The sequence below is a fragment of the Rikenella sp. genome, assembly GCF_056799795.1.
In genome coordinates this window covers 1-21,987 of record NZ_JBQIQO010000039.1, presented here as the reverse complement: position 1 = coordinate 21,987, position 21,987 = coordinate 1, and the positions used below count along the sequence as shown (strand labels likewise).

At 61.7% G+C, this 21,987-nt stretch carries 21 protein-coding genes; 5 read left to right on the top strand and 16 right to left on the bottom strand.

Annotation, left to right across the window (positions count from 1 at the left end; translation table 11 throughout):
* Window positions 1-217 precede the first annotated feature (217 nt).
* From ACTO3O_RS08625 to ACTO3O_RS08590, 8 genes are all read right to left on the bottom strand, one after another.
* Window positions 218-376: a hypothetical protein gene (locus ACTO3O_RS08625; RefSeq protein ID WP_297627461.1), complete on the bottom strand. Its 159-nt coding sequence runs from the start codon at window positions 374-376 to the stop codon at window positions 218-220.
* 92 nt (window positions 377-468) lie between these two features.
* Window positions 469-591 (bottom strand): hypothetical protein, encoded by a 123-nt coding sequence (locus ACTO3O_RS08620; protein ID WP_297628302.1) that lies wholly within the window; start codon window positions 589-591, stop codon window positions 469-471.
* A 104-nt stretch (window positions 592-695) separates the two neighbouring features.
* The gene (gene bioD, locus ACTO3O_RS08615; protein ID WP_297832236.1) at window positions 696-1,364 is read right to left on the bottom strand and encodes a dethiobiotin synthase; all 669 of its coding nucleotides are present in this window, start codon (window positions 1,362-1,364) and stop codon (window positions 696-698) included.
* Window positions 1,361-2,125 (bottom strand): methyltransferase domain-containing protein, encoded by a 765-nt coding sequence (locus ACTO3O_RS08610; protein WP_297832233.1) that lies wholly within the window; start codon window positions 2,123-2,125, stop codon window positions 1,361-1,363. The genes bioD and ACTO3O_RS08610 overlap by 4 nt, the downstream gene beginning before the upstream one ends.
* The gene (locus tag ACTO3O_RS08605; protein ID WP_482596700.1) at window positions 2,112-2,828 is read right to left on the bottom strand and encodes a pimeloyl-ACP methyl esterase BioG family protein; all 717 of its coding nucleotides are present in this window, start codon (window positions 2,826-2,828) and stop codon (window positions 2,112-2,114) included. The genes ACTO3O_RS08610 and ACTO3O_RS08605 overlap by 14 nt, the downstream gene beginning before the upstream one ends.
* The gene (locus ACTO3O_RS08600; RefSeq protein WP_297832228.1) at window positions 2,810-4,006 is read right to left on the bottom strand and encodes an aminotransferase class I/II-fold pyridoxal phosphate-dependent enzyme; all 1,197 of its coding nucleotides are present in this window, start codon (window positions 4,004-4,006) and stop codon (window positions 2,810-2,812) included. The genes ACTO3O_RS08605 and ACTO3O_RS08600 overlap by 19 nt, the downstream gene beginning before the upstream one ends.
* Before the next feature lie 3 nt (window positions 4,007-4,009).
* Complete coding sequence (locus ACTO3O_RS08595; RefSeq protein ID WP_297832225.1) at window positions 4,010-4,258, bottom strand: hypothetical protein; 249 nt, start codon at window positions 4,256-4,258, stop codon at window positions 4,010-4,012.
* Complete coding sequence (locus tag ACTO3O_RS08590; protein ID WP_297832222.1) at window positions 4,255-4,998, bottom strand: 2-phosphosulfolactate phosphatase; 744 nt, start codon at window positions 4,996-4,998, stop codon at window positions 4,255-4,257. The genes ACTO3O_RS08595 and ACTO3O_RS08590 overlap by 4 nt, the downstream gene beginning before the upstream one ends.
* A gap of 4 nt (window positions 4,999-5,002) precedes the next feature.
* Here ACTO3O_RS08590 and ACTO3O_RS08585 point away from each other — a divergent pair, with 4 nt between their 5' ends.
* Window positions 5,003-5,239 carry a hypothetical protein gene (locus tag ACTO3O_RS08585; RefSeq protein WP_298081259.1) on the top strand — a complete coding sequence of 79 codons (237 nt, stop codon included), beginning with the start codon at window positions 5,003-5,005 and terminating at the stop codon, window positions 5,237-5,239.
* Window positions 5,240-6,671: 1,432 nt separating this feature from the next.
* Here the strand turns inward: ACTO3O_RS08585 and argF are convergent.
* The 7 genes from argF to ACTO3O_RS08550 form a co-directional block, all read right to left on the bottom strand.
* A complete protein-coding gene (argF, locus tag ACTO3O_RS08580; protein WP_298080869.1) occupies window positions 6,672-7,670 on the bottom strand; it encodes an ornithine carbamoyltransferase in 999 nt (332 codons plus the stop codon).
* Window positions 7,671-8,113: 443 nt separating this feature from the next.
* Window positions 8,114-9,499, bottom strand: a complete 1,386-nt coding sequence (locus ACTO3O_RS08575) for a lytic transglycosylase domain-containing protein (RefSeq protein ID WP_297829742.1) — start codon at window positions 9,497-9,499, stop codon at window positions 8,114-8,116.
* Window positions 9,500-9,537: 38 nt separating this feature from the next.
* The gene (locus ACTO3O_RS08570) at window positions 9,538-10,989 is read right to left on the bottom strand and encodes a DUF5683 domain-containing protein (RefSeq protein WP_482596698.1); all 1,452 of its coding nucleotides are present in this window, start codon (window positions 10,987-10,989) and stop codon (window positions 9,538-9,540) included.
* A 1,200-nt stretch (window positions 10,990-12,189) separates the two neighbouring features.
* Window positions 12,190-13,158 carry a ParB/RepB/Spo0J family partition protein gene (locus tag ACTO3O_RS08565; RefSeq protein ID WP_297829746.1) on the bottom strand — a complete coding sequence of 323 codons (969 nt, stop codon included), beginning with the start codon at window positions 13,156-13,158 and terminating at the stop codon, window positions 12,190-12,192.
* 47 nt (window positions 13,159-13,205) lie between these two features.
* Window positions 13,206-13,979, bottom strand: coding sequence for a ParA family protein (locus ACTO3O_RS08560; RefSeq protein ID WP_294594893.1), 774 nt, complete (start codon window positions 13,977-13,979; stop codon window positions 13,206-13,208).
* A gap of 1,070 nt (window positions 13,980-15,049) precedes the next feature.
* Window positions 15,050-15,208, bottom strand: a complete 159-nt coding sequence (locus ACTO3O_RS08555) for a hypothetical protein (RefSeq protein ID WP_298080867.1) — start codon at window positions 15,206-15,208, stop codon at window positions 15,050-15,052.
* A gap of 100 nt (window positions 15,209-15,308) precedes the next feature.
* Window positions 15,309-15,458 carry a hypothetical protein gene (locus ACTO3O_RS08550; protein ID WP_297829750.1) on the bottom strand — a complete coding sequence of 50 codons (150 nt, stop codon included), beginning with the start codon at window positions 15,456-15,458 and terminating at the stop codon, window positions 15,309-15,311.
* Window positions 15,459-15,923: 465 nt separating this feature from the next.
* Between ACTO3O_RS08550 and ACTO3O_RS08545 the strand changes: the two genes are divergently transcribed.
* The gene (locus ACTO3O_RS08545) at window positions 15,924-16,649 is read left to right on the top strand and encodes a S24 family peptidase (protein ID WP_294594929.1); all 726 of its coding nucleotides are present in this window, start codon (window positions 15,924-15,926) and stop codon (window positions 16,647-16,649) included.
* Window positions 16,650-17,123: 474 nt separating this feature from the next.
* Here the strand turns inward: ACTO3O_RS08545 and ACTO3O_RS08540 are convergent, their stop codons facing one another.
* The gene (locus ACTO3O_RS08540) at window positions 17,124-17,333 is read right to left on the bottom strand and encodes a hypothetical protein (protein ID WP_297829754.1); all 210 of its coding nucleotides are present in this window, start codon (window positions 17,331-17,333) and stop codon (window positions 17,124-17,126) included.
* A 130-nt stretch (window positions 17,334-17,463) separates the two neighbouring features.
* Between ACTO3O_RS08540 and ACTO3O_RS08535 the strand changes: the two genes are divergently transcribed.
* The 3 genes from ACTO3O_RS08535 to pth all read left to right on the top strand — a co-directional run bounded on the left by ACTO3O_RS08535 (window position 17,464) and on the right by pth (window position 20,817).
* Window positions 17,464-19,023: a lipopolysaccharide biosynthesis protein gene (locus tag ACTO3O_RS08535; RefSeq protein ID WP_297829756.1), complete on the top strand. Its 1,560-nt coding sequence runs from the start codon at window positions 17,464-17,466 to the stop codon at window positions 19,021-19,023.
* A 462-nt stretch (window positions 19,024-19,485) separates the two neighbouring features.
* Window positions 19,486-20,067 carry a 50S ribosomal protein L25/general stress protein Ctc gene (locus tag ACTO3O_RS08530; protein ID WP_294593319.1) on the top strand — a complete coding sequence of 194 codons (582 nt, stop codon included), beginning with the start codon at window positions 19,486-19,488 and terminating at the stop codon, window positions 20,065-20,067.
* Between the two features lie 183 nt (window positions 20,068-20,250).
* The gene (gene pth, locus ACTO3O_RS08525) at window positions 20,251-20,817 is read left to right on the top strand and encodes an aminoacyl-tRNA hydrolase (protein WP_297829758.1); all 567 of its coding nucleotides are present in this window, start codon (window positions 20,251-20,253) and stop codon (window positions 20,815-20,817) included.
* Window positions 20,818-21,987 lie beyond the last annotated feature (1,170 nt).

Genomic DNA, 21,987 nt, shown 5'->3' with positions numbered 1-21,987 from the left:
CACCGTGCATCCCGTTCGTTTCGGAAGACCAACTGAACCCATGCTTGCCGAGACTCATTAGCTCGCCCGTAGTTCTTTCGCGGTAGCCCGGGGCGGTGCCGATCGGCATTCGAACCGGCTTTTCTCTGCCCCAATGGTCCCTCTACCCCCAGGCAATCGACCTGCCTCGGTCTCCATTTGGTGTAGACACGGCCAGTAAAAGACGCTTCCGCCCCGTTTATTCCGAGAGGCAACGCAACTGAAGACCGTGAGCCCGGTCGTACCCGCCGCTGGAGTTGAGCTCCTGCGTGTTGAAGTCCAAGAACATGCCGTTAGTTTCGTTGGTTGAGCACGAATAACTATAACCGTAATTTCCGTTGTAGTACAAAGTTCCCATATGGCTATAGCGGTTGCCCGGGGCGGGCCGCCGACAGGGCGTTTTGCTGGCCGCCTTTACGCTAACTTACTCCCCGTAAACACACGACCCGTTTATTCCGAGAGGCAACGCAACTGAAAACCGTAGGCACGATAGAGAGCACGGCCCGAATAGAAGTACCTCATGTGGAAATCCATGTAAAAACCACAACCCTCCTCCGTTGAAGCAGACCACACCGATCCGACCGTACCCGTAGTGACGAGTGCTCCAAAACAGCCCTCATTACCCGCATCGCGGTAGCCCGGGGCGCGCCGCCGACACGCGAAAACAGACCGACCCCTCAGAGCGCCGGAATGTCGATCAGCTGCGCCGCAGGCCAGTAAACCCGCAAGTAATCAGCGATGTACGCCCGCGTATCCGCCGCGATGACCGGGTCGCCCGCCGGACAGAGATTCCAGAGCACCCCCGCCACCTCGATCCCCCGCGCCCGGCAAGCCTCGAAACTCAACAGCGTGTGATTCAGGCTCCCCAGCTTCGCCGACGTCACGAAAAGCAACGGCAGCCGCCGTTCCGCCACATAGTCCATCGTGAGATACTCCCCCTCCGCCGCCGAGAACGGAGCCAGCGGCACCGCCAGCCCTCCCGCCCCCTCGACCAGCACGATGTCGTAGAGCCCCCGCAGCCGCTCTGTCGAAGCGTCGATCCGCGCCGTCTCCACCGCGCGCCCCTCCAGCGCCGCCGCTAAGTGCGGCGAGGCCGGAAAACGGTAGATCAGCGGAGCCGTCGTCCCGTCGAGATCCACCTCCTGCAACGGAATCCCCATCAGCCGCCGGTGCAGTTCGATGTCCTCCGAGAGGCCCGTGTTGCCCGTCTGGACGAATTTCTGGGTGATGACCCGCGCCCCCTGCTCCTCGGCCAGGCGACGCGCCAACAGCCCCGTGGCGTAGCTTTTCCCCGCATCGGTGTCGATGCCGCTCACGAAGTAGACGCCGGATGAAAATGGTCTCATGGTTTTTGTGCGATGATGATCGTCGGATGAAAAGTCAAAGTCACCCCCTCCGCCGCGCTTTCGGCAGCCCCGGCACACACCGCGCGGTAATCCGCGTCGAACCGCCGCAGCCGCCCCCGCGTCCACCGCTCCGCCGCCACCGCGTTGACCCCCGTCCGCCGCAGGTGGCGCAGCACGTCGAGCGGAGTCGGGTAGGGCACCGGCTCGATCCGCTCCTCCCGGTCGGTGATTTGTAAGTGATTGGAGATGAAGATTTCGGAGAGCTCCGACAGCGAATAATATTCGAGCCCCAGCCCCGTTGTCGCCGTGATTTCGCGGAAGTTTTCCGGGCCGAACGTCCCCACCGCCAGGAGTCCGCCCCGCCGCAGTCCTCGTGCCGCGCGAGCCGCGAAAGTCGGCAGGTCGTCGAACCACTGCACCGTCGACGCCGTCGCGATCAGGTCGTAGCGCGCCTCGCCGAACGGGAAATGTTCGCCGTCGCCCGCTTCGAAAGCGACCTCCGGCGGCAGAAAACGCCCGCTCTCCGGCACCAGATCGTTCGCCGTCCACGCCGCCCCCGGGAAAAGCGCGACCAGCCGCCGCGTCAGAAATCCCGTCCCCGCGCCGATCTCGACCCCCCGCCGCACCGCCTCGGCCGGTATCCGTTCCGCCAGCCGGCCGGCCAGCCGCTCCGCGATCGTCCGCTGCACGACCGCCCCCGTCTCGTAGGTCGCCAGATTTCGTGCGAACCGCCTCTGTAATAACTCTTTATCGTGCTTCATGAATCGAATGCTTCAGGAACTCCCCGTCGGCCAGCGGATAGTGCGGCATCCCCTCCCCGACCGTCACCCGCACCCCCGCCTCCGTCCAGTAGCGCATCATGTTTTCCGGCGGGAAAATTGCATCTTCCGTCCCCGCCACCGCCTCCGTCCAGAAGCCCGCATGCGGCACCGCCGCACCCGCCGCCGCACCCGCCGTCCCGTCCCGCAGCCGCCGCAGCTCCTCGCCGATCTCCTCCAATCCTCTGGTCGAGCGGTGTTTATAGTACTCCCGCAGCGTCTCCGGCGTGCCGCACATCCGCTCCAGAAAGCGCCCCGTCCCCGCCCCCTCGATGCTCCGGACGGTCACCGCGAAGGCCCGCACCGGAATCCCGTAGGTGTCGTGCACCGGCAGCGGCGTCCCGTTGACCGCCACCGCCCCGTCCCAAGTCCAATCCGCCCCGCCGAAAATCCGCTCCGCCGCCCACACGCCGAACGACCAGGCGATCAGGTGTTTGTGCCGGTAAGGCGCTATTTGTGCATAGAGTTCGCGGGCCTCTGCCGCAGCAGGGAGGCTGCGGTAGTCGAAGAGACACAGCAAGTCGTATCCTTGCGGCAACGCGAGGTGCCTCACCAGTTCGTCCGACCCCGCCCATCCCGCCGCGAAGACGATCACCCCCCGCTCGCTCCGCATCTCCGGCCGCGAATTTATCCAAACTGCCTGCATAATGTGGCGAATTGTTCGATTTTATACGGCGTGTGGCCCGCGCAGAGCGACACCCGCAGCCGCGCCTCTCCCTCCGGCACCGTCGGATGGCGGATCGCCGTCGCCCAAAACCCCTCTGCCTTCAACGCCTCGGCCATGGCCAGCGCCCGTTCGTTGCTCCCCGCCGGAATGGGAACGATTTGCGACTCGTACGGAGTCTCCGGCTCTAAAATCGTGTTGACCAGTGCGATAAGCTCCCGAATTCGCTTCCTCCGCGGCGCGAGCTCCGGCATCAGCCCCAGCAGAAACCGCGTCCACTCCAGCGAGATGTCCGGCAGCGCCGTCGAGAAGATCAGCGGCCGCATACGGTTGACCAGCAGCCGTTTGGTCTCATCCGAGCACCCCACCGCCGCCCCCTGCGACGCCAGCGCCTTGCCAAACGTCACCACGTGGTAGTCCGCCCGCAAAAGGTGTTCCGGCCGTCCCGCGTTGTAGGCCGCCAGCAAGCCCGCCCCACACCTTTCGTCCTCAGGCCCGTAGACCCCGAACGCGTGCGCCTCGTCCAAGTAGAGCCGGAACCCGTACCGGTGTTGCAGCTCCGCCAGCTCCGCCAGCGGCGCGAAGTCGCCGTCCATGCTGAACAGGCTCTCCGTGACGACGATAATCCGCCCCCCGTGGCCGCGCTGCGCCTCGGCTGCCGTCGCCGCCGCGAGCATCGCTTCGAGGTGCTCCATGTCGTTGTGCCGAAACCTGCGCCACTCGACCCCCGCTCCGCAGAGCCTCAGCCCGTCGATCAGGCTGGCATGCACCAGCTTGTCCGCCAGCACGAGGTCTCCGCGCTCCGTCACCGCCGGCAGCACCCCCGTATTGACGGCGAATCCCGACCCCAAGACCAGTGCCCGCTCCGTCCCCAACCGATCGGCCACCGCCGTTTCGAGCGCCTCGTAAGCCGGGCTGTTCCCCGTCATCAAGCGCGACGCCGGATTCCCGAGTAGAAACCGCTCGACATCCGTCTCCAGCAGAAACCGGTTCTGCAACGCCGGCTCGGCCAGCCCCAGGTAGTCGTTCGACGAGAGGTTGTAGTACTCCCGCCCCCCTTCGTAAATATAGGTTCCGACGCTCCGTAACGTACAGAGGCTGCGCAGGTTGCCCTGCGCAGCCAGCGCGTCGAGTATCTGTTGTTCGCGACTCTCTGCCATCCGCTAATCCTCCTCCTGCCATGCCGCCCCGGGCACGATCCGCACCGCTTCGGATGCCACGGCGCGCGGCACGATCAGGCTGACTTGTCCCTGAATGAACGGCAGCACGCCTCCGCCCGTGGCCCCGTCCACTTCGCATTCGATTCCCCGGCTGCGGAGCAGGTCGGCGTCGAGCCAGGCCTCCTGCGGCGTGGTGTAGCGTTTGATGACGACCAGCCGGCTGCGGTCGTCCTGATTGGGTTGGTGTGTCATAGTCGTATACCTCCTTCCGGTTCGTAAAGTTTGGGTACGATCTCCAGTTCGTTCCGCCTGAGGCACCAGGCGATGTCCGCTCCCCACCGCTCTCGGATGGTGTGGTAGTGCAGGCAGTGGTCGAGCGCGCCTTGCAGGTCGTCTTCGTAGCGTCCGTAGACATCGGCGCACCACCAGGCGATGTCGCTGAGCTCGTACGCATACCGAAGGTTCAAATAGCGTGCCATCATGCCGGCGCACAAGCTGTCTTCGATGGTGAACCGGTCGTGGCGTCCGGAGCAGACGAGAGCGACGTCTTTCTCGAGTTCTCCCAACCGCCTGGCGACGGCGTCGGCGTTGAGCAGGGCGGCGATATAGATTTCGTCGGCGAGCCCTCTGGCGCAGTTCACGGCGCGTGTGCCGTTGGTGGTGCTCATGACGATGGTGGCGTCCCGCACCGCTTCGGGGGTGTACCTCAGGGGGGAGTTGTCGAGGTCGAATCCGTCGATAATCACGGTGTTTCGTTCTCCGCCGAGCAGCACGGGGCCCGGATCACCGGCCGTGCGGTGTGCCTGTTCGATTTGGTCTCGGAGCCGGAAGCTCTCTTCGACGCCGGTGACGGGAATGATCTCTCTGGCTCCGTTTCCGAGTGCGGTGACGATGACGGAGGTGGCGCGGAAGACGTCGATAACGGCGACGTTCCGTCCCCGGACTCGTTCCGGAGTGACTTCGGCGGCTGTGGTGATGATGTCGACCTGCATAGTATTGTTTTTGAGTCGGTCGCGGGACGACGTCCCGATATTGTTTTGTAAGCGTCCCGCCCCGGGCTATCGCAGTCGGGATACGGGCGCGCTGAGCAACGTCGGCAGCTACGGTTGCAGCTGGGCTTCCACGGTCAGCGGTACCGGTGGCATGAGCTTGGGTTTCTACGTGACGTGGCTCTATCCCAGCAACGCGTACTACCGCGCCTACGGTTTTCAGTTGCGTTGCCTCTCGGAATAAACGGGCCGCGGGCCCGCGGGAGACAAAGGGCTGGAGTTACCCTAATTGCGTTTTGAATGCATCCCTGCGGCTCAAAGAACCGCGCGGGCCGAAGCCTCCCGCCGCGGAGGCCCGCAACTGACGTTGCTTTAGGCCCCGCAGGCTTCGACCCGTTTGGCAATACCTTATTCACGGTCAACCGAAGCGGGTCAGACGCCCGGGAGGAACGACAACTCTCGACGCGCAAGCGGCGTGTTGCGGGCCGCCCGTGGGCAGGCGTCCGGCCCGGGCATCAAAGATGCCCCGCCGCAAGCCCGGCGACCCTTTGGGTCGCAAGAGCACGGCCTCTTTGCTATGAGCTTCGTCCTCGGCGCGCCCCCCACGCGCCGCTAAAGCGACGCCCTCGCCGAGGACGGCGATTCTGCGAATCGCGCTATTCGCTCTTGGTTTAAACCGTAGGGTAGAGGCTGCCAGCAAAAGACGCTGTGCGTCCCTCCGCGGTCGGAGGCTTCGGCCCGCGCGACCCAAAGGGTCGCAAGAGCTCAGCCCCATTTACTGATCATGTCTGTCGGTTTCGGGCTGCGCGCTCCGGGGGTGGGCCGAAAGCCCAGCGCGTCTCCCCCGCACCACTAAAGGTCGCAACAACTTTCTATCGAGTTCGGCCTGTCGCCCACCCCCCGAGCGGCTTCGCCGCTGGGCGACAAGGCCGGCGGTTCTATGAACCGTAAAAGCACATTCCATTCATTTTCGGCCGCAGCCAGCGGAGAACGAATATTAAGGCCGAGGCGGCCAGTAAAAGACGCTGTGCGTCCCCTCCGCATCCGGGGGCTGCGGGCCGACCGTTGCCACGGGGACTTAGCTACTCGCTCTTACCCCAAATTCCAGCCCAAAGCTCGTCCCCATGCTCGGCCCAGCGCGGCGCGAAAACCGATTACGGTTTTCGCGCCCGAAGAACAGGCAAAGCCCAAAGCTCGCCCCAGTTCTCCGCCCCGTGTGCGCCTCACTGCGGCTCCGCTGTCGCTCCGCCGCGTTTTCGCGCGCCTGCGCGATTCATCTATATTCGGCTACCCGAAATAGTTGAATCGCTTCTTTAGGCGGCGGCGCGCGTTTTAGTTTGAGGGTACTGCGCTCGGGCCGCGCGGGCCCCACGTCCCGTGGACAGGCGAAACTACGTTTCGCTGCGGCCGCCTCTACCCCCAATTCTTTGTCCGCGCGCTGGCGGAAATCTTATTCAAAGCGCAAGACGCTTTGAATGATTTCCTATTCCAGCAGTCGCGCGCGGTCTGGTACTCTCCCTGGAGGGTACTGTTCTTTTTGTGAACAAAAAGAACCAAAAAAACTTTCGACGGATGCTTCGCATCCTCCAGCTGCCTCGGCCCAACCCTTTGCCCGCGCGGTCGGCTGAAAACGATAACGGCCGACCGCCGTGGCATGGAACGCGGAGAACTTCGGCCTAAAACGACGTCTCCGGCTGCTGTGACAGCGTCGCCACCATCACCGCCTTGATCGTGTGGAGCCGGTTTTCCGCCTCGTCGAAGACCAGCGAAGCCGCAGACTCGAACACCTCGTCCGTCACCTCCATCTCCCGCAGCCCGTATTGCTGGAAAATCTCCTGCCCGACCGTCGTCTCCAGGTCGTGGAACGCCGGCAGACAGTGCAGGAACTGACACTTCGGATTCCCCGTCAACTCCATCATCCGCCGATTGACCTGATACGGAAGCAGTTGCCGGATCCGTTCCTCCCACACCTCCGTCGGCTCGCCCATCGACACCCACACGTCCGTGTAGATGAAATCCGCCCCCTCGACCGCCTCGGCGACCTCCTCCGTAATCGTAATCCGCGCCCCCTCTTCTCGGCGGAGCTTCTCGACGAACGCCGCATCCGGATGGTACGCCTTCGGCGCCGCCGCCGAAAAGATCATCCCCATCTTGGTACATCCCGCCATCAGCGAACGCGCGACATTGTTGTCCGCCGTCCCCGCGAAGCAGACCTTGATCTCCTCCAACGGCTTGTCGCAGTGCTCGATCATGGTGAGCAGGTCGGCCAAAAACTGCGTCGGGTGACACTCGTTCGTCAGCCCGTTCCAGACCGGAACACCCGAATACTCGGCCAGCGTCTCCACGATCTCCTGCCCGTAGCCCCGGTATTCGATCCCGTCGTACATCCGCCCCAGCACCCGCGCCGTGTCACGGATCGACTCCTTTTTGCCCATCTGCGAGCCGCTCGCGCCGATGTAGGTCACCGCCGCCCCCTGGTCGTGCGCCCCGACCTCGAACGAACAGCGCGTCCGGGTCGAGTCCTTGGCAAAGAGCAGCACGATGTTTTTCCCCGTCAGGTACCGTTCTTCGTTTCCGGCCCGTTTCTGCGCCTTGAGCCGCGCCGCGAGCCGAACGAGTCCGTCGATCTCTTCGCGCCGCAGCGATGCGATATCTAAAAAGCTTCTTCTGTACATAATCTTCTTTTAATAATTCGATTTTCCGTACGCCTCTATTTTCATTGATGTTAGCTGGAACTGCCGCTTGTTGGCTTCGCCTTCCTCCTCGCCGCTCGGTAATTTGCAAACTGCGTTTGCATTACGCTCGCTGGCAGCGTCGGTTGAAAGAAAGCGACGCAAAGAACTTTCGTGATAGCTACGCTACTCCTCAGGCTCCGCAGTCCTCATGTTTCGCGACTGCTTTTGGGTCGGGGTTGTAGCGCGCTTAATACGAGCTAAACCTTTAGCGCGCTACAACTCCCGGCCCAAAGAAGAGTCCGAGATTTGGGCCGCCGGCAGCTTTAGGATGCGTAAGCATCCTCCAAAAGTCTTTTGGGTACCTTTTCTTCAGAAAAGGTACGGTTCCCTCCAGCCCAACGAAACAGAGAGGACAGAAAAACGATTGATGAATGAAAGAGCGGTTATTTCCGGTAGATGACCAGCGTCTGTCCCGGTCGGAGCGTTTTGGCGTTCTTGATGTTGTTCCAGCTCATGAGCTGGCTCACCGTGACATTGTATTTCGCCGCGATCCGCCCGAGGATATCCCCGCTTTTGACCTTGTAAGTGATCTTCGTACCGCTTCCCCTGCTGCCCGACGAAGCCGCCGACTGGTTTCGCGACGTCGTCGCCGTCAGCTGTTCGTCCGACAGATTGCTGATGTTCAGGTACTTCGCCAAGTAGAGCGTATCCTTTCCGTAGATCGAGCGGCTGTTGCGCACGAACGACGAAGCGTACTCCTGCGGCAGCGTCAGCGTGTACGGCTGCGCCTTGGCCGGCACCACATCGATGATATACTGCGGGTTGAGCCCCCGGAGCACCTCGATCGGGATGTCGAGCGTCGAAGCCACCTGTTCCAGATGGAGCATGCGGTCGATCTGCACCGTATCCGTCGCCACCGGATGCCACGGCACCGTCGGCCTCAGGTTGTGCGCCTTGTAGTACGTATAGGCGTATGTCGCCGCGATGAACGCCGGGATGTAGCCCCTCGTCTCGCGCGGCAGGTACTCGTACAAGTCCCAGTACGTCGCCGCGTTGCGTCCCCCGTGCGCCGTCCGGAAACGCTCCATCGCCTTGTTGACGTTCCCCGGCCCGCAGTTGTAGGCCGCGATCACCAGCGTCCAGTCACCGTACATCCGGTACATGTCCTTCAGGTAGCGGCACGCCGCCTCGGTCGATTTGACCGGGTCGCTGCGTTCGTCCACGAACGTGTTGATCTCCAGTCCGTACGCCTTCCCCGTTCGGAGCATGAACTGCCAGAGTCCCACCGCCGCCGCGCGCGACTGGGCCCTCGGCACCAGCGCCGATTCGATCACCGGCAGCATTTTGAGCTCCATCGGCAGTTTGTAGCGGTACAACGCCTCCTCGAAGATCGGGAAGTAGTACTGTGCGAGCCCCAGCACCCGTTCCATCGTCCCCCCGCGGCGGGTGTAGGTGAGGATATACTTCTTGACGATGTCGTTATAGGGCAGCTGCACCTCGGTGGCCATCATCTTGAGCCGTTCGGCATAGACCTCGTCCGGCAGCGCCCCCCGCATGTCCACGTGGTCGAGGTCGACGTCGATGAACTCGTTCACGAACTTGTCGTACGATTCGACGATGTTCCGGTGTTTGAAGTTGGCCAGCAGCGAGTCGTAGGTACTCGCCCCCGTCCCGCGGAGCGCCAGCCGGCCGAACGCGCGGGTATCTCCCGTCTGCGCCCTCCCCCTCAGCGGGCTCGCGGCGAGCAGCGCCAGCATCGCCCCGAAGAGGCAGAGAGAAAGCCCCCCCCATCGATATCCCCCATCGGTTGTGAGTCGGAATTTTCGCATGATATGGTTGGTTAGTCAATTTTTCGTCGTCGTCCCTCTCAGAACCGGAAGCTCAGCGCCAGCCCGTATGCCGTCCCCTGCGCCGGACTGACCGGCCGTCCGTTGAAGCGGCTGTCGATCATCGTGGGCTCGACCCTCACCGAGAGGTTCTCGTCCACGTCCCAGTTTTTGAGCGAAGCGATCACATAGGTGTCCACGATACTGAGCAGATAAGCCGCCGCCATGCCGATGATCGCCAGGTCGCGGTCCCTCCGGTAAGCGCTCCTCACGCGCGAGAGGATCTCCGGCGAGTAGCGGCCGTTGAACTCGTCCACCGTCGAGGGGTTTCCGTCCGTCAGCGCGTCGTATGCCGTCTTGTACCGCTGGTAGTTCCGGTTGTTGTAGTCGATCACCGTGGCCAGGGCGATAAACCCGCCGTAGTAGATCGGCAGCCGCCAGTAGGTTTTGGTGTAGACGAACCCCATCCCGGGAAATACCGCCGCCAGCGTGGTCGCCTTCCGCACCGGGTCGACCGGCCCGCGGTAGTTGAAGACCGCGTCGGCCACGAAGTAGAGATACGTCGCCCCCGCCATGGCAAACATCAGCGTCTGCCCGCTCCCCGCGTTCCGCATCTGCGTCTTCGCCCGCCGCTGTATGTCCGGGGGCAGCCGCAAGTCCACCGCGCGGTCGTACTCCGCCTTGTAGGTTTTGTATCGGTTGTGGAAGACGAACCCGCCGGCCAGAAATCCCCCCACGCCGCCATAGAGGATCGGCAGTTTCCACGCCTGCCGGTTGTATATCTGCCCGAATCCCGGTGCAATGGCCGAGAAGAGGGTGTGTCTCCCCGCCGAAATGGTGTCTTGCGTAATCCGGAAGCGGGGTTTGAAGAGCCGGGCCGAGTCTTCTGCCGAGAGCAGCCCTCCGCTCCCGTCTTTCCCTCCTCCCGCCGCGCCGGACTGTGTGCTGTCCGCTTCCGGATAGGTGAGCCCCGCGATCCGGAAGGGGGCTTTCCACAAAGTCGAGTCGGTCACGTATTGCACCAGCAGCGAGTCGCTGAACCGGCTGGCGATGAGCGTGTCCGCCGCCGTCCGGAAAGCCGGAATGCTGTCGAATCCCGCTGCGCGGATCAACGCGCTGTCGGGTCGCAGTGTGGTGCGGATATACCGCCCTCTCCTGAACAAGCTGTCGGTTTCGGGATCGAACGGCGATCCTTTGGCTCCGCCCGAGATGCGGACGTGCTGTCCGACAGCGATCCCGTCCATCTCTTTGACGCGTTCGTTGAGCTGTTTGCGTTGGTCGATGGTCAGGTCTTGCCGCATGCGCCGTTTTTCGGCGAGCCGCTGTGCTTTGGCCTCCGCCTTTTCGATCCGCCGCCGGTCTCGTGCGGTGATCGCGGTACTGTCCGCCGCTCCGGCCGAGGCTTGTGCCGCCGTCGCTCCGCAGCCGCCGAACCACACGAATCCCCACAGCAAAGCCCGAACGCTCAGCCGACCGAAAGGATATGCAAACACACGCAGCATGATATAGGTTTGTTTTTTAGTTTGTTAGGTTCTTTTTGTCCGGTTGCCTTTTGTCCGGTTGCCTTCAGGCCGTTTCCGCGGGCTCGGTTTATAGGCGCCTTGAGCCGAGGCGGCCAGCTTTCGCGCGCCGAGCGTCCCCGCCCCGGGCTTCCGCGAGCACTCTTCGGGCGCTCAGAAGAGCAACGGCAACCACGGGTTCAGTTGGTCTTCCTCCTTTAGCGGGACGAGCGGCGTGTACTTGACTTTCGACGTGACGTACCTGCTCCCCGGCCGCGCGGACAGCCGCGCCTACGGTTTTCAGTTGCGTTGCCTCTCGGAATAAACGGGGGAGGGCGACACCGCCCCGGGCTACCGCGACTTCGGTCGCGCGGGCTGGGAGGGCATAGCAAGGGGCGTCGGCAACTACGGGTACAGTTGGTCGTGTACGCCGGTGACGGACGACGTCACGGTGCGGTATTTGGACTTCAACACGCAGGGCCTCATCCCCAGCATCGCGCACAATCGCGGCCACGGTTTTCCGTTGCGTTGCCTCTCGGAATAAGAGGGCGGCACTCGAACCGGACAGCCTCGACCCTAAAGTTACCCCAAACAACTGGCCACCTTTACCTCTGTTTGCGTTTACTGCGGTTCGCAGAACCGCGCGGGCGGGACGCCTCCCCACGGGCGGGACACACAGCGTCTTCTACTGGCTGCCTCTACCCCTTGACAGCACCTCCCGGGCACCCGGCCCACAAAAGCTATCCTCCCAGTCACCGCCTCTTTCTCAGAAGTTCGTCCTCGGCGCGCCCCCCACGCGCCGCTGATGCGACGCTCTCGCCGAGGACGGCGATTCCTCACGGAATCGCGCTATTCGCTCTCGCCCCAAAGCACTGCCCCGTGTCCGCCTCACTGCGGCTCCGCTTTCGCTCCGCCGCGTTTTCGCGCGCCTTGCGCGATTCAACTATTTCGGCTCACCATCGAAATAGTTGAATCGCTTCTTTAGGCGGGGCGCGCGTCTTTGGCTACAGGAGGGTACTGCCCTCAGGCCGGGCAGGCCCCGCGTGCCCGCGGTGGGCAAATGGCAGCCTCAGCCCAATTCCTCGCCCTATGCTTTGTCCGCGCGCTAGCCAATAAGGTCAAGACAACCCTAACAAAATGCCCAACGGACGCACCGGAGGGAGTGGAAATGCTCACGCATTTCCACTCCCAGCCTCACCCCCTCTTCGCGTCCCCCTCCCCGAGCCCCAGCTTTTCGAGCCGGGCGACGATCTGTTCGACCTGTTCGTCCGAGTCGAAATCGATCGTGATCCGACCCGAAAACATCGTCTCCCCGTTTTTAGCCGCCGTCGTTTTTCGTTTGACCGCAATGCGGCTCCCCAGCAGCGGTTCGAGCCCCTCCACCAGCCGCGCATAGCACGCCGGATATTCCGCCCCCGCCTGAGCGCCCTTGGTCCGTTTTTCCGCAGGCTGGAGTGCCCCCTGCACCGCCTGTTCCGTCTGCCGCACCGAGAGGTGCCCCTTGACGATCCGAGCCAGCAACGCCAGCTGTTGTCGTTCCGAACCCAGCGCCAGCAGCGCCCGCGCATGCCCCATACTGATCATATCGTTGTTCAGCGCGCTCTGCACCTGCGCCGGCAGCTTGAGCAGCCGGATGTAGTTGGCGATCGTCGACCGTTTTTTGCCGACCCGTTCCGCCAGAATCTCCTGCGTCAGCGCGCACTCGTCGATCAGCCGTTGCAGCGACAACGCCACCTCGATCGCCCCCAGGTCTTCGCGCTGGATATTTTCGACCAGCGCCATCTCCAGCAGCGTCTGATCGTTCGCCTCTCTGACATACGCCGGAATCGTCTCCAGCCCCGCCATCTGCGACGCGCGGAACCGCCGTTCGCCGCTGATGATCATGTACTCCGCCGCCCCCTTGTTATCGTCCGCCGGTTCGATCCGCTTGACCGTGATCGGCTGAATGACCCCCAGCCGCGCGATCGACTGCGCCAGCTCTTCGAGAGCCGTTTCGTCGAACACCGTCCGCGGCTGTCCCGGGTTGGGAATGATCCGGTCGATCTGCAAGTCCGCGACCGTGTTGTCGCGCCTTGAGGCCGCCGTCTGTTTCGGTATATTGAGGTCTTCGATTTCGAAGATGGCGCCGAGCCCTTTGCCGAGCCCTGTGGTTTTGGGTTTCATCTACTATATATAGTAATAGGTGTGATCGGAATGAAAAGGTGTGCGCGTTAATCGGCCCCGCCGTTTCGGCGCAGGAACTCGCGGGCGAGGTTCAGGTAGTTGGCGCTTCCGCTGCTCGCCGCGTCGTAGGTGATGACCGGTTTCCCGTAACTGGGCGACTCGCTGAGCCGCGTATTTCGCTGGATGATCGTGTCGAACACCAGGTGTCCGAAGTGGTTCCTCACCTCGCCCACCACCTGGTTGGCCAGCCTCAGCCGCGAGTCGTACATCGTCAGCAGGAAGCCCTCGATCTCCAGCGCCGGATTGAGTCCCGCCTTGACCATCTTGATGGTATTGAGCAGCTTGCCGATCCCCTCGAGGGCGAAATACTCGCACTGTACCGGGATAATGACACTGTCGGCCGCGATCAGCGCGTTGAGCGTCAGCATCCCGAGCGATGGCGAGCAGTCGATGATTACGAAGTCGTAGTCGTTTTTGACCTCCTCCAGCAGCGATTTGAGTCGGAACTGCCCCCCTTCTGTCTGCGCCAGTTCGGTTTCCGCCCCGACGAGGTTGATGTTCGACGGCACGAGGGTGAGCCCCGGCAACTCGTCCGAGCCGAGCATCGCCTGTTTCAGGTCGTTTTCTCCGGCGAGCGCCGTGTAGATGTTGACCGTTCCGGTCGTTTCGAATCCGAGTCCGGAAGTTGAGTTTGCCTGCGGATCCGCATCGACGAGCAGCACCCGTTTTTCGAGTACCGCGAGCGACGCGGCGAGGTTGATCGACGAGGTGGTTTTCCCGACCCCTCCTTTTTGGTTGGCTAAAGCGACGATTTTTCCCATTTTTCGGAAAGTCTCAGTGTGTTTTTCGTTTCGTAAGCAGTTCGTCTTGGTGAGTCGCGCGGACACAGGGTTGGGCTGTCGGCAGTTTGAGGATGCGCAAGCATCCGTCTAAAGTTTGGCTTCGCGTTGCCTTCGGCTTCCTCGTGCTACCTCGGCATAGCCCGTAAACGGTCTCTGCTCTCGGAACGCTACTCGGTTCCTCCTCGCCGCTCGGCAATTTGCAAACTACGTTTGCATTGCGCTCGCTGGCAGCGTCGGTTTTCTGGTTCTCGTTGTTCACAAAGAGAACAGTTTGAGGCGGGTCAAAGCTCGACCGCGCGCCCCGCCTAAATAGGAAAATCGTCAAAATGCGCTTGCGCGTTTTGACAAGATTTCCCAGGCGCGCGGAACAGAGCTCGACAATCACCCGTGGCAAGTGCGGCGGAGCGACAGCGGAGCCGCAGTGAGGCGCACACGGGGCAGTGCTTTGGGCCGAGCTCCTGCGGCTCGTAGAGCCGCGCGGGCCGAAGCCTCCCGCCGCGGAGGCCCGCAACTGACGTTGCTTTGGGCCCCGCAGGCTTCGGCCCGATCGGGCGACAAGGCTGAACTTGACTGAAAAAGGCGTTGCTTCTGCGGTTCTGCGAACCGCCGGGCCTGCGCGCTGAGCTTTCGGCCCACCCCCGGAGCGCGCAGCCCGAAACCGAAAGACAGGGCGGTAAGTTAGGCTGAGCTCTTGCGGCTCTTTGAGCCGCGCAGTTCGCCGCCACCCCGCGCGGCGGACTGCAACTCGTCGGAGCTCGTTGCACTCCCCGCTGGCGGCGAATTGCTATAGGCTAAGAGCGAATAGCACGATTCCGCGAGGAATCGCCGTCCTCGGCGAGAGCGACGCATTAGCGGCGCGTGGGGGTGCGCCCGAGGACGAACCCAACAGAAACAGGCCGAGCTCCTGCGACCCAACGGGTCGCGCGGTCCGGAGCCACCCCCGGCGTAGAGCCGCCACTTCGCGATGCTCGTTGGGCCCACGCTGGCTCCGCCCGTCCAAGAGAGTAGGGTAGTCCCAGCCCCTTGCCCCCCGCGAGCGGTACCCCCGTTTATTCCGAGAGGCAGCGCAACTGAAGACCGTGGCCCCGGAGATTCACGACTCCCGGAGCAAGCCACGACATGTTGAAACTCAAGTCCATGGCGCCGACATCGTACTCTTCGGAAGACCAACAGTAGCCGTCGAGTCCGACACTCACCAGCTCTCCCAACCGCCACTTGTTTCCCGCATCGCGGAAGCCCGGGGCGCGCCCTCGGCACTCGAATCGGGCCCCTTTACGCAAAATTACTCCCCGTAAACACACGCCCCGTTTATTCCGAGAGGCAGCGCAACTGAAAACCGTTGCCCCGACAGTTCGAGTTGTCCGGTCGCAGCCACTCCATTCCGAAATCCAAATATATTCCCTTTGTTCCGGATGGTGCTGTCAACCAACTGTACCCGTAGTGACCGACACTCCACATCTCTCCCGCCGTAATTCCGCGTCCGCCCGGGGCGGGGTACCAGGCGAGTGGTGCTCAAACCGGCCCGCCTCGGCTTCAATGGCCGCCTCCATCCCCATCAGGCAATGTCGCTTCTTCCGTCTGTACCCGCGTTTTGCTCTCTGCGTCAAGACGAACAAGATGAGAACGAACGTTTTTACTTCAAACTACAAAAATAGCGTTTTTTTCGGAGAATCCGGGGGCGTCGCCGAGAAAGCCGCCTCGCTCAGCGCGCAGAACCCTCGATTGCCAACCCGTAACCCGCTCGATTTTTGGCCTCTTTCGTGCCGCAGGATGCCATCGAGTCGTCAGGTTAAATTATTTCAATCTCAAACCGCATTCGATTTGTTTTTTATTTAAATATTTCTACCTTTATCCTGATTTTATAATAAAAGTCAATGCGAAATAGTGATAATTATCAATATTTCGACAATAAAGTAAATCCCCATGACGGAAAAAGAAAAACTGAAGGCCTATCTGAAAGAAAAAGGAATCAGCAAAAATAAATTCTATACCCTCACCGGATTTTCGATCGGATTTCTCGACAGCGGCCGCAGTCTCGGCGCCGACAAGGTTAAGATAATCATCAATAAATTTCCCGACCTCAGCCTCGACTGGCTCATCATGGATCAGGGCCCGATGCTGACCCCACCCTCCTCCCGCGGCGTCTCTTACGACATGGGCGGTTACCACATTCCCCGGCTCGAAGAGCCCGAACGGCCCTACGTTCTTTCGTCCCGGCTTTGCACGGGGGACGACGACCGTCGGATCCCGCTCTACGACTTCGAAGCCGCGACCGGTCTCGAACCCCTTTTCGAAGGCCGCACCCCCGTTTCAGCCTACTTGTCGATCCCCGAACTGCCTCGCTGCGACGGCGCCGTCAAGATGCGCGGCGACTCGATGTACCCTTTGCTCAAGGCCGGCGACATGGTGGTTTACAAACAGGTTCGGGACTGCACCAACATCATTTGGGGTGAGATGTATCTGATCTCGTTCGCCTACGACGACGAGCAGTACACCACGGTGAAATACCTGAATCGGGTCGAAGGCTCTCCGGATCGTGCCCTGTTGGTGAGTTATAATCCCCACCACGCCCCGATCGAGATTCCGTTATCGGCCATCCGCGCCCTGGCGATCGTGAAAGCGAGCGTCCGGTTCAACACGATGGGTTGACCGGAGTGGTAGATGGGGCGAGGCTGCCGTGTGTTTGGGGTAGAGGCTGGCAGTAAAACACCCTGTGGGTGCGTTTATTCCGAGAGGCAACGCAACTGAAGACCGAAGCCACGGTTTCCTGTGGCATCAGGATAGAGACCAGTTGCACTGAAATTCAAATCCAAACCGCTGTTGCTTTTTGTGCCGGAGGAGTAGTTGAATCCGTGGTTGCCGACACTGTTCGGCGCGCCCGATCCTGCGTTGCGGAAGCCCGGGGCGGGGTTCTCCCTCCCGTTTATTCCGAGAGGCAGCGCAACTGAAGACCGGAGGCACGGCTGTACGAGCTGCTGGGGCCGAGGCCCTGCGTGCTGAAGCCCAAGTGCATGCCATCGGTTCTGTTATTTGAGGACGACCAACCGTTACCGATGTTACCGATGTGCCACAAGCCTCCTTCGGCGTCCCCGCGTCCGCCCGGGGCGGGGTACTCCTGCCCGTTTATTCCGAGAGGCAACGCAACTGAAGAGCGTAGGCACGGCCCGCCGTGTTGCCGGGGTGGATTCTCGTCGCGTAGAAGTACAAGCATAGGCCACAGTAGTAATCGTCTGAATCGCAGGACGTAGACAACCAGCTATAGCCGAGGTGGCCGATACCGCCCGGCTCGCCCGAGCCTGCGCCGCGGTAGCCCGGGGCGGTGCCGCTCGGCACTCGAAAGAGGGCCTTGTCTACCCCAGGCAATCTACAACCGCCCATTTTGCCTATCTTTGTCCCGCGAACGAGCCCCCCTCGCCACCCGAGGCCCTCGTTCGTCACTCCCCCTGATATCCTTCCGGCCGCCATGTCACGCCTCGCATACAGCTTCAAAAACGCCCGCGTCTCCGTCGCGTTCTACCTGTTGGTGCTGGCCCTCAACTTCTTCTCGCGGCGCATCTTTCTCGAAGAGCTCGGCACCCAATTCGTCGGCCTGACCTCCTCCGTGATGAGCTACATCGGCTTTCTGAACCTCGCCGACCTCGGGATCGCCGTCGCCGTCGCCCAAGTGCTCTACGACCCCCTCTACCGGCGCGACCGGACACAAATCACCGAACTCGTCTCGCTCCTCGGCTGGCTCTTCCGCCTCGTCGGCCTCGCCATCACCCTGCTCGGGCTCACCTTCGCCGCCTTTATCCCGTGGGTCTTCGCCCGCGCCGTCGCCGAAGGCATCCCCCTCGGCACCATCTACGCCGCCTACCTCACCTTCCTGGCCACCACCCTGATGAGCTACCTGCTCAACTACAAACAGAACCTCCTGATGGCCGACCAGCGGGGATACGTCGTGACCCGGATCTTCAACCTCTCGCTGCTCGCCAAAGTGCTCCTCCAGATGGCCCTCCTGCGGTGGACCCCCGCCGGCTACCTCACCTGGCTCGCCGTTGAACTCCTCTTCGGCGTCGTGTACGCCGTTTGGCTCGAATCCGCCCTGCGGCGCATCTATCCGTGGCTTCGCTCCTCTCTGCGCCAGGGTCGCTCCGCCGTGCGGAAATACCGCTCCGTCTTCGCCACCACCCGACGGATTTTCTCCCACCGCATCGCCAGCCTCGTGCTCTACCAGTCCGACGTCATCGTCCTCGGCCAGCTCATCTCCCAGTCCATGGTCTCGTACTACACCAACTACTCGATGATGATCGGCCGCCTGACCTCCTTTATCGGCGGCGCGCTCAACAACAGCTACGCCGGCGTCGGGAACCTCGTCGTCGAAGGCGACCGGTCGAAAATCAAGCTCGTCTTCTGGCAGTTCAACGCCATGTACTTCTGGATCGGCGGCACCCTCTCCTTCTCATTTTACGAACTCGTCAATCCGTTCATCTCCCTGTGGCTTCCGGCCGGCCGTTACGCCCTTTTCTCTTCGCCGGTGGTTCTGATGCTCGTGGCGACCCTCTTCATCGGCCTGATCCGCCAGACCCCCCAGTACTTTCTGAACGCCTACGGCCTCTACCACGACGTGTGGGCCGCCTGGACCGAGGCAGCCCTGAACCTCATCCTTTCGTTTTGGGCCTGTTGGCGTTACGGCGTCTCGGGCGTCGTGGCGGGGACGCTGCTGAGCACCGGCCTTTTCGTCCTCTTCTGGAAGCCCTACTTCCTTTATCGGCGCGGTTTCCGCGAATCCTCGCGAGAGTACTGGCTGACCCTGCTGAAATACCTCTCGATTCTCGTCTTCGTCTGGTTGGTTTCGGAAACGATTCTCGTCCAGGGCTGGCTTCCGTCGGCCGACACCTGGGGCGGCTGGCTGACCCGTGCCGTGATAATTCCGTTGTTGTACGGGATTTTGAGCGGCGTCGCGCTCTATTTTTCGTCCCGCGGGATGCGTAATTTCGTCCGGCTAGTCACCGGCCTGCTGCGCGCCAAGCTCAGGCGGTAATAGTTTCTTGTTTCTATCATATTCATTGCCCCGGCTCGAACTGTTCTTTTTCTTCAGAAAAAGAACCAAAAAGACTTTCGGGAAAACTTCGTTTTCCATGGGCTGCCGGCGGCCCGATTCTTGGACTCTTCTTTGGGCCGGGAGCAAACGGCGCGCATAGGGTTTAACTCGCATTAGCGCGCCGTTGCCCCGACCCAAGGTAAATCTCGAAGACTGAGGACTGCGGAGCCTAAGGCATAGTGTAGCTATCACGAAAGTTCTTTGGGTACCTTTCTTTCAAGAAAGGTACGGTTCCATCCGGCACAAAGAATATTATAGGAAACAAGAAAAAATTACTACCTTTGTCCCCGTTTCGGCCCTGGGCCGCGACACCGACGTGATGGGGGCGATGCTCATTGCCGGGCATCGACTGAGTAGCGTCGAAGAACAAACGATTTTCATAACCTAAAGACCATCAGAGAGATGAAAACGATCGAGATCAAAGGTGCATCCCGCACCGAATTCGGCAAAAAAGGAACCAACGCAGTGCGCCGGGCAGGGAACGTACCCTGCGTGATTTATGGCGGCGGGGACACCGTACACTTCGCCGTGCCTGCCACTGAGTTCAAACAGCTCATTTACACCCCGCATTCTTATATTATCGAATTCGACATCGACGGGAAAAAAGAAAAAGCCGTCATGCGCGAAGTTCAGTTCCATCCCGTGAGCGGCGACGTGCTGCACGTCGACTTCTTCCGCGTGGACGAAAAGAAACCCGTGGCAGTCGACCTGCCCGTGGTGCTCACCGGGAACTCCGAAGGGGTGAAACAGGGGGGTAAACTCGCCCTCAGCAAACGCAAACTGCGCGTATCCGCTTTGGTGAAAGACCTGCCCGATACGGTTGAAGTGGACGTGACCGAACTCGGGCTCGGGAAATCGATCTTCGTCGGCGACCTGCACATCCCCGGCTTGGAGATTCTGACCCCGGCGACGACCGCGATCTGTGCCGTGCGGATGACCCGTGCAGCCCGCGGTGCTCAGGCTGCCGCCGCTGCTGCGAAGTAGTCTTTGCGATTGCCCGGCGCGTATTGCACACGCGCGAAGCCATCGAACCATCGAGCGGTTTTCTGCCCAGGCATCTGGCCGGGCAGAAAACCGCTTTTTCGTGCTCCGCCGCGCCCCCTCCGGAGTTGCGGACAACCCCTCGAAACGCTACCTTTGCACCACACCGAAAACGAGAACCACCTTATGAAATACCTGATCGTCGGCCTGGGCAACATCGGCTCCGAGTACGCCGACACCCGTCATAATGCCGGCTTCCTTGTCGCCGACACCCTTGCCGCACGCTCCGGCGCCCCCTTTACCTCCGACCGCTACGGTTCCGTCGCCGTCGTTCGTCACCGCGGCCAGGAGCTCATCGTGCTGAAGCCCTCGACCTACATGAACCTGAGCGGCAAAGCCGTCCGCTACTGGATGCAGCACGAGCGGATTCCGTTGGAACGCGTTTTTGTCGTCGTGGACGATATCGCCCTTCCGTTCGGCCACCTTCGGATCCGAAAAAACGGCTCGGACGGCGGCCACAACGGGTTGAAGAGCATCGCCGAGTGCGTCGGCGGCCCGGATTACGGTCGTTTGCGGTTCGGGATCGGCGGCGACTTTGCGCGAGGCCAGCAAGTAGACTACGTGCTCGGTCATTGGACGTCGGAAGAGCGTGCCGCTCTGCCGGAGCTGACCGATCGTTGTGCCGATGCGATCCTGTCGTGGGTGACCGAAGGCCCCGACCGCGCCATGAACCGCTTCAACACGAAGAAATAGCGGAGCTTTGCCTGGTTCCATTTCGTGGGGTAGCGGCTGCCATTTGCCCGCCGCGGGCACGCGGGGCCTGCCCGGCCCGAGGGCAGTTTCAGGCGGGTCGAAGCTCGACCGCGCGCCTCGCCTTAAAAGGGAAATCGTCAAAATGCGCTTGCGCGTTTTGACGATTTCCCTTTTAAGGCGAGGCGCGCGAACAAAGAACGGCGCGCAAAAACCGTCGCCCGCCTGCTTAAGGGGGCATATTCTGCCGGTTGGCGGTGAGCCAATCCGGCAAGAATTGCCGCGGGCGACGGAAACGTGGCGGAGCGAAAGCGGAGCCGCAATGAGGTAGACACAGGGCAGAGAACTGGGCCGAGAGCGAGTAGCGCGGTTCTTTGAACCGCCGTCCTCGGCGAGAGCGACGCATTAGCGGCGCGAGGGGGGTGCGCCGAGAACGAACATTCGAGAATGGGACGGTGAATGGGCGACAGGTCGAACCCAAGAGATTTGGGTGGTGAGTTAGGCTGAACACTTGCGGCTCTTTGAGCCGCGCAATTCGCCGCCAGCGGCGGACTGCAACTCATCGGAGCTCGTTGCTGCTCTCCGCTGGCGGCGAACTTAGGTTAAGAACGAAATAGCACGCAAGGACGAGCTCCAAGAGATTTCGTTTGTGGAGTGGGCGGTGGTTTGGGCGAAACTGTCGCGACCCTTTATGGTCGCCGGGCGTGCGCGCTGGGCCTTCGGCCCACCCCCGGAGCGCGCAGCCCGAAACCGATAGAATTGGGCTGAACCTTTGGTCGTGGTTTGGGCTGATTTGTTGGTTGAGTTTCTGCGGCTCGCAGAGCCGCGCGGGCCGAAAGCCTCCCCCCGCGGGAGGCCCGCAACTCGCGATGCTCGTTGAGTGCACCCGCAGGCTTCGACCCGCTTAAGCGAAAGATGAACAGGCCACCCGGCCTCATAAATGGAGCCATGTAGGGGTATCTAAATTAGAGTAGCTCCAGCCCATTGCCCCACTGCGGGCACGCGTGCCCGTTTATTCCGAGAGGCAACGCAACTGAAGACCGTAGGCACGATAGCCTAAGTAGCTGGCATCGAGGCGTTGCGTATAGAAGTACAGGCACACCCTGTTGCTGCCCTCCACCGACGACGAATAGCTGAATCCGTCATTTCCGATGCCCATCAGATCTCCCAATC

Bases quoted from the DNA above. Each gene is read 5' to 3' on its own strand.
- ACTO3O_RS08625 (WP_297627461.1), bottom strand. From the start codon at position 376: ATGGGAACTTTGTACTACAACGGAAATTACGGTTATAGTTATTCGTGC.
- bioD (WP_297832236.1), bottom strand. From the start codon at position 1,364: ATGAGACCATTTTCATCCGGCGTCTACTTCGTGAGCGGCATCGACACC.
- ACTO3O_RS08610 (WP_297832233.1), bottom strand. From the start codon at position 2,125: ATGAAGCACGATAAAGAGTTATTACAGAGGCGGTTCGCACGAAATCTG.
- ACTO3O_RS08605 (WP_482596700.1), bottom strand. From the start codon at position 2,828: ATGCAGGCAGTTTGGATAAATTCGCGGCCGGAGATGCGGAGCGAGCGG.
- ACTO3O_RS08600 (WP_297832228.1), bottom strand. From the start codon at position 4,006: ATGGCAGAGAGTCGCGAACAACAGATACTCGACGCGCTGGCTGCGCAG.
- ACTO3O_RS08595 (WP_297832225.1), bottom strand. From the start codon at position 4,258: ATGACACACCAACCCAATCAGGACGACCGCAGCCGGCTGGTCGTCATC.
- ACTO3O_RS08590 (WP_297832222.1), bottom strand. From the start codon at position 4,998: ATGCAGGTCGACATCATCACCACAGCCGCCGAAGTCACTCCGGAACGA.
- argF (WP_298080869.1), bottom strand. From the start codon at position 7,670: ATGTACAGAAGAAGCTTTTTAGATATCGCATCGCTGCGGCGCGAAGAG.
- ACTO3O_RS08575 (WP_297829742.1), bottom strand. From the start codon at position 9,499: ATGCGAAAATTCCGACTCACAACCGATGGGGGATATCGATGGGGGGGG.
- ACTO3O_RS08565 (WP_297829746.1), bottom strand. From the start codon at position 13,158: ATGAAACCCAAAACCACAGGGCTCGGCAAAGGGCTCGGCGCCATCTTC.
- ACTO3O_RS08560 (WP_294594893.1), bottom strand. From the start codon at position 13,979: ATGGGAAAAATCGTCGCTTTAGCCAACCAAAAAGGAGGGGTCGGGAAA.
- ACTO3O_RS08550 (WP_297829750.1), bottom strand. From the start codon at position 15,458: ATGTGGAGTGTCGGTCACTACGGGTACAGTTGGTTGACAGCACCATCC.
- ACTO3O_RS08545 (WP_294594929.1), top strand. From the start codon at position 15,924: ATGACGGAAAAAGAAAAACTGAAGGCCTATCTGAAAGAAAAAGGAATC.
- ACTO3O_RS08535 (WP_297829756.1), top strand. From the start codon at position 17,464: ATGTCACGCCTCGCATACAGCTTCAAAAACGCCCGCGTCTCCGTCGCG.
- ACTO3O_RS08530 (WP_294593319.1), top strand. From the start codon at position 19,486: ATGAAAACGATCGAGATCAAAGGTGCATCCCGCACCGAATTCGGCAAA.
- pth (WP_297829758.1), top strand. From the start codon at position 20,251: ATGAAATACCTGATCGTCGGCCTGGGCAACATCGGCTCCGAGTACGCC.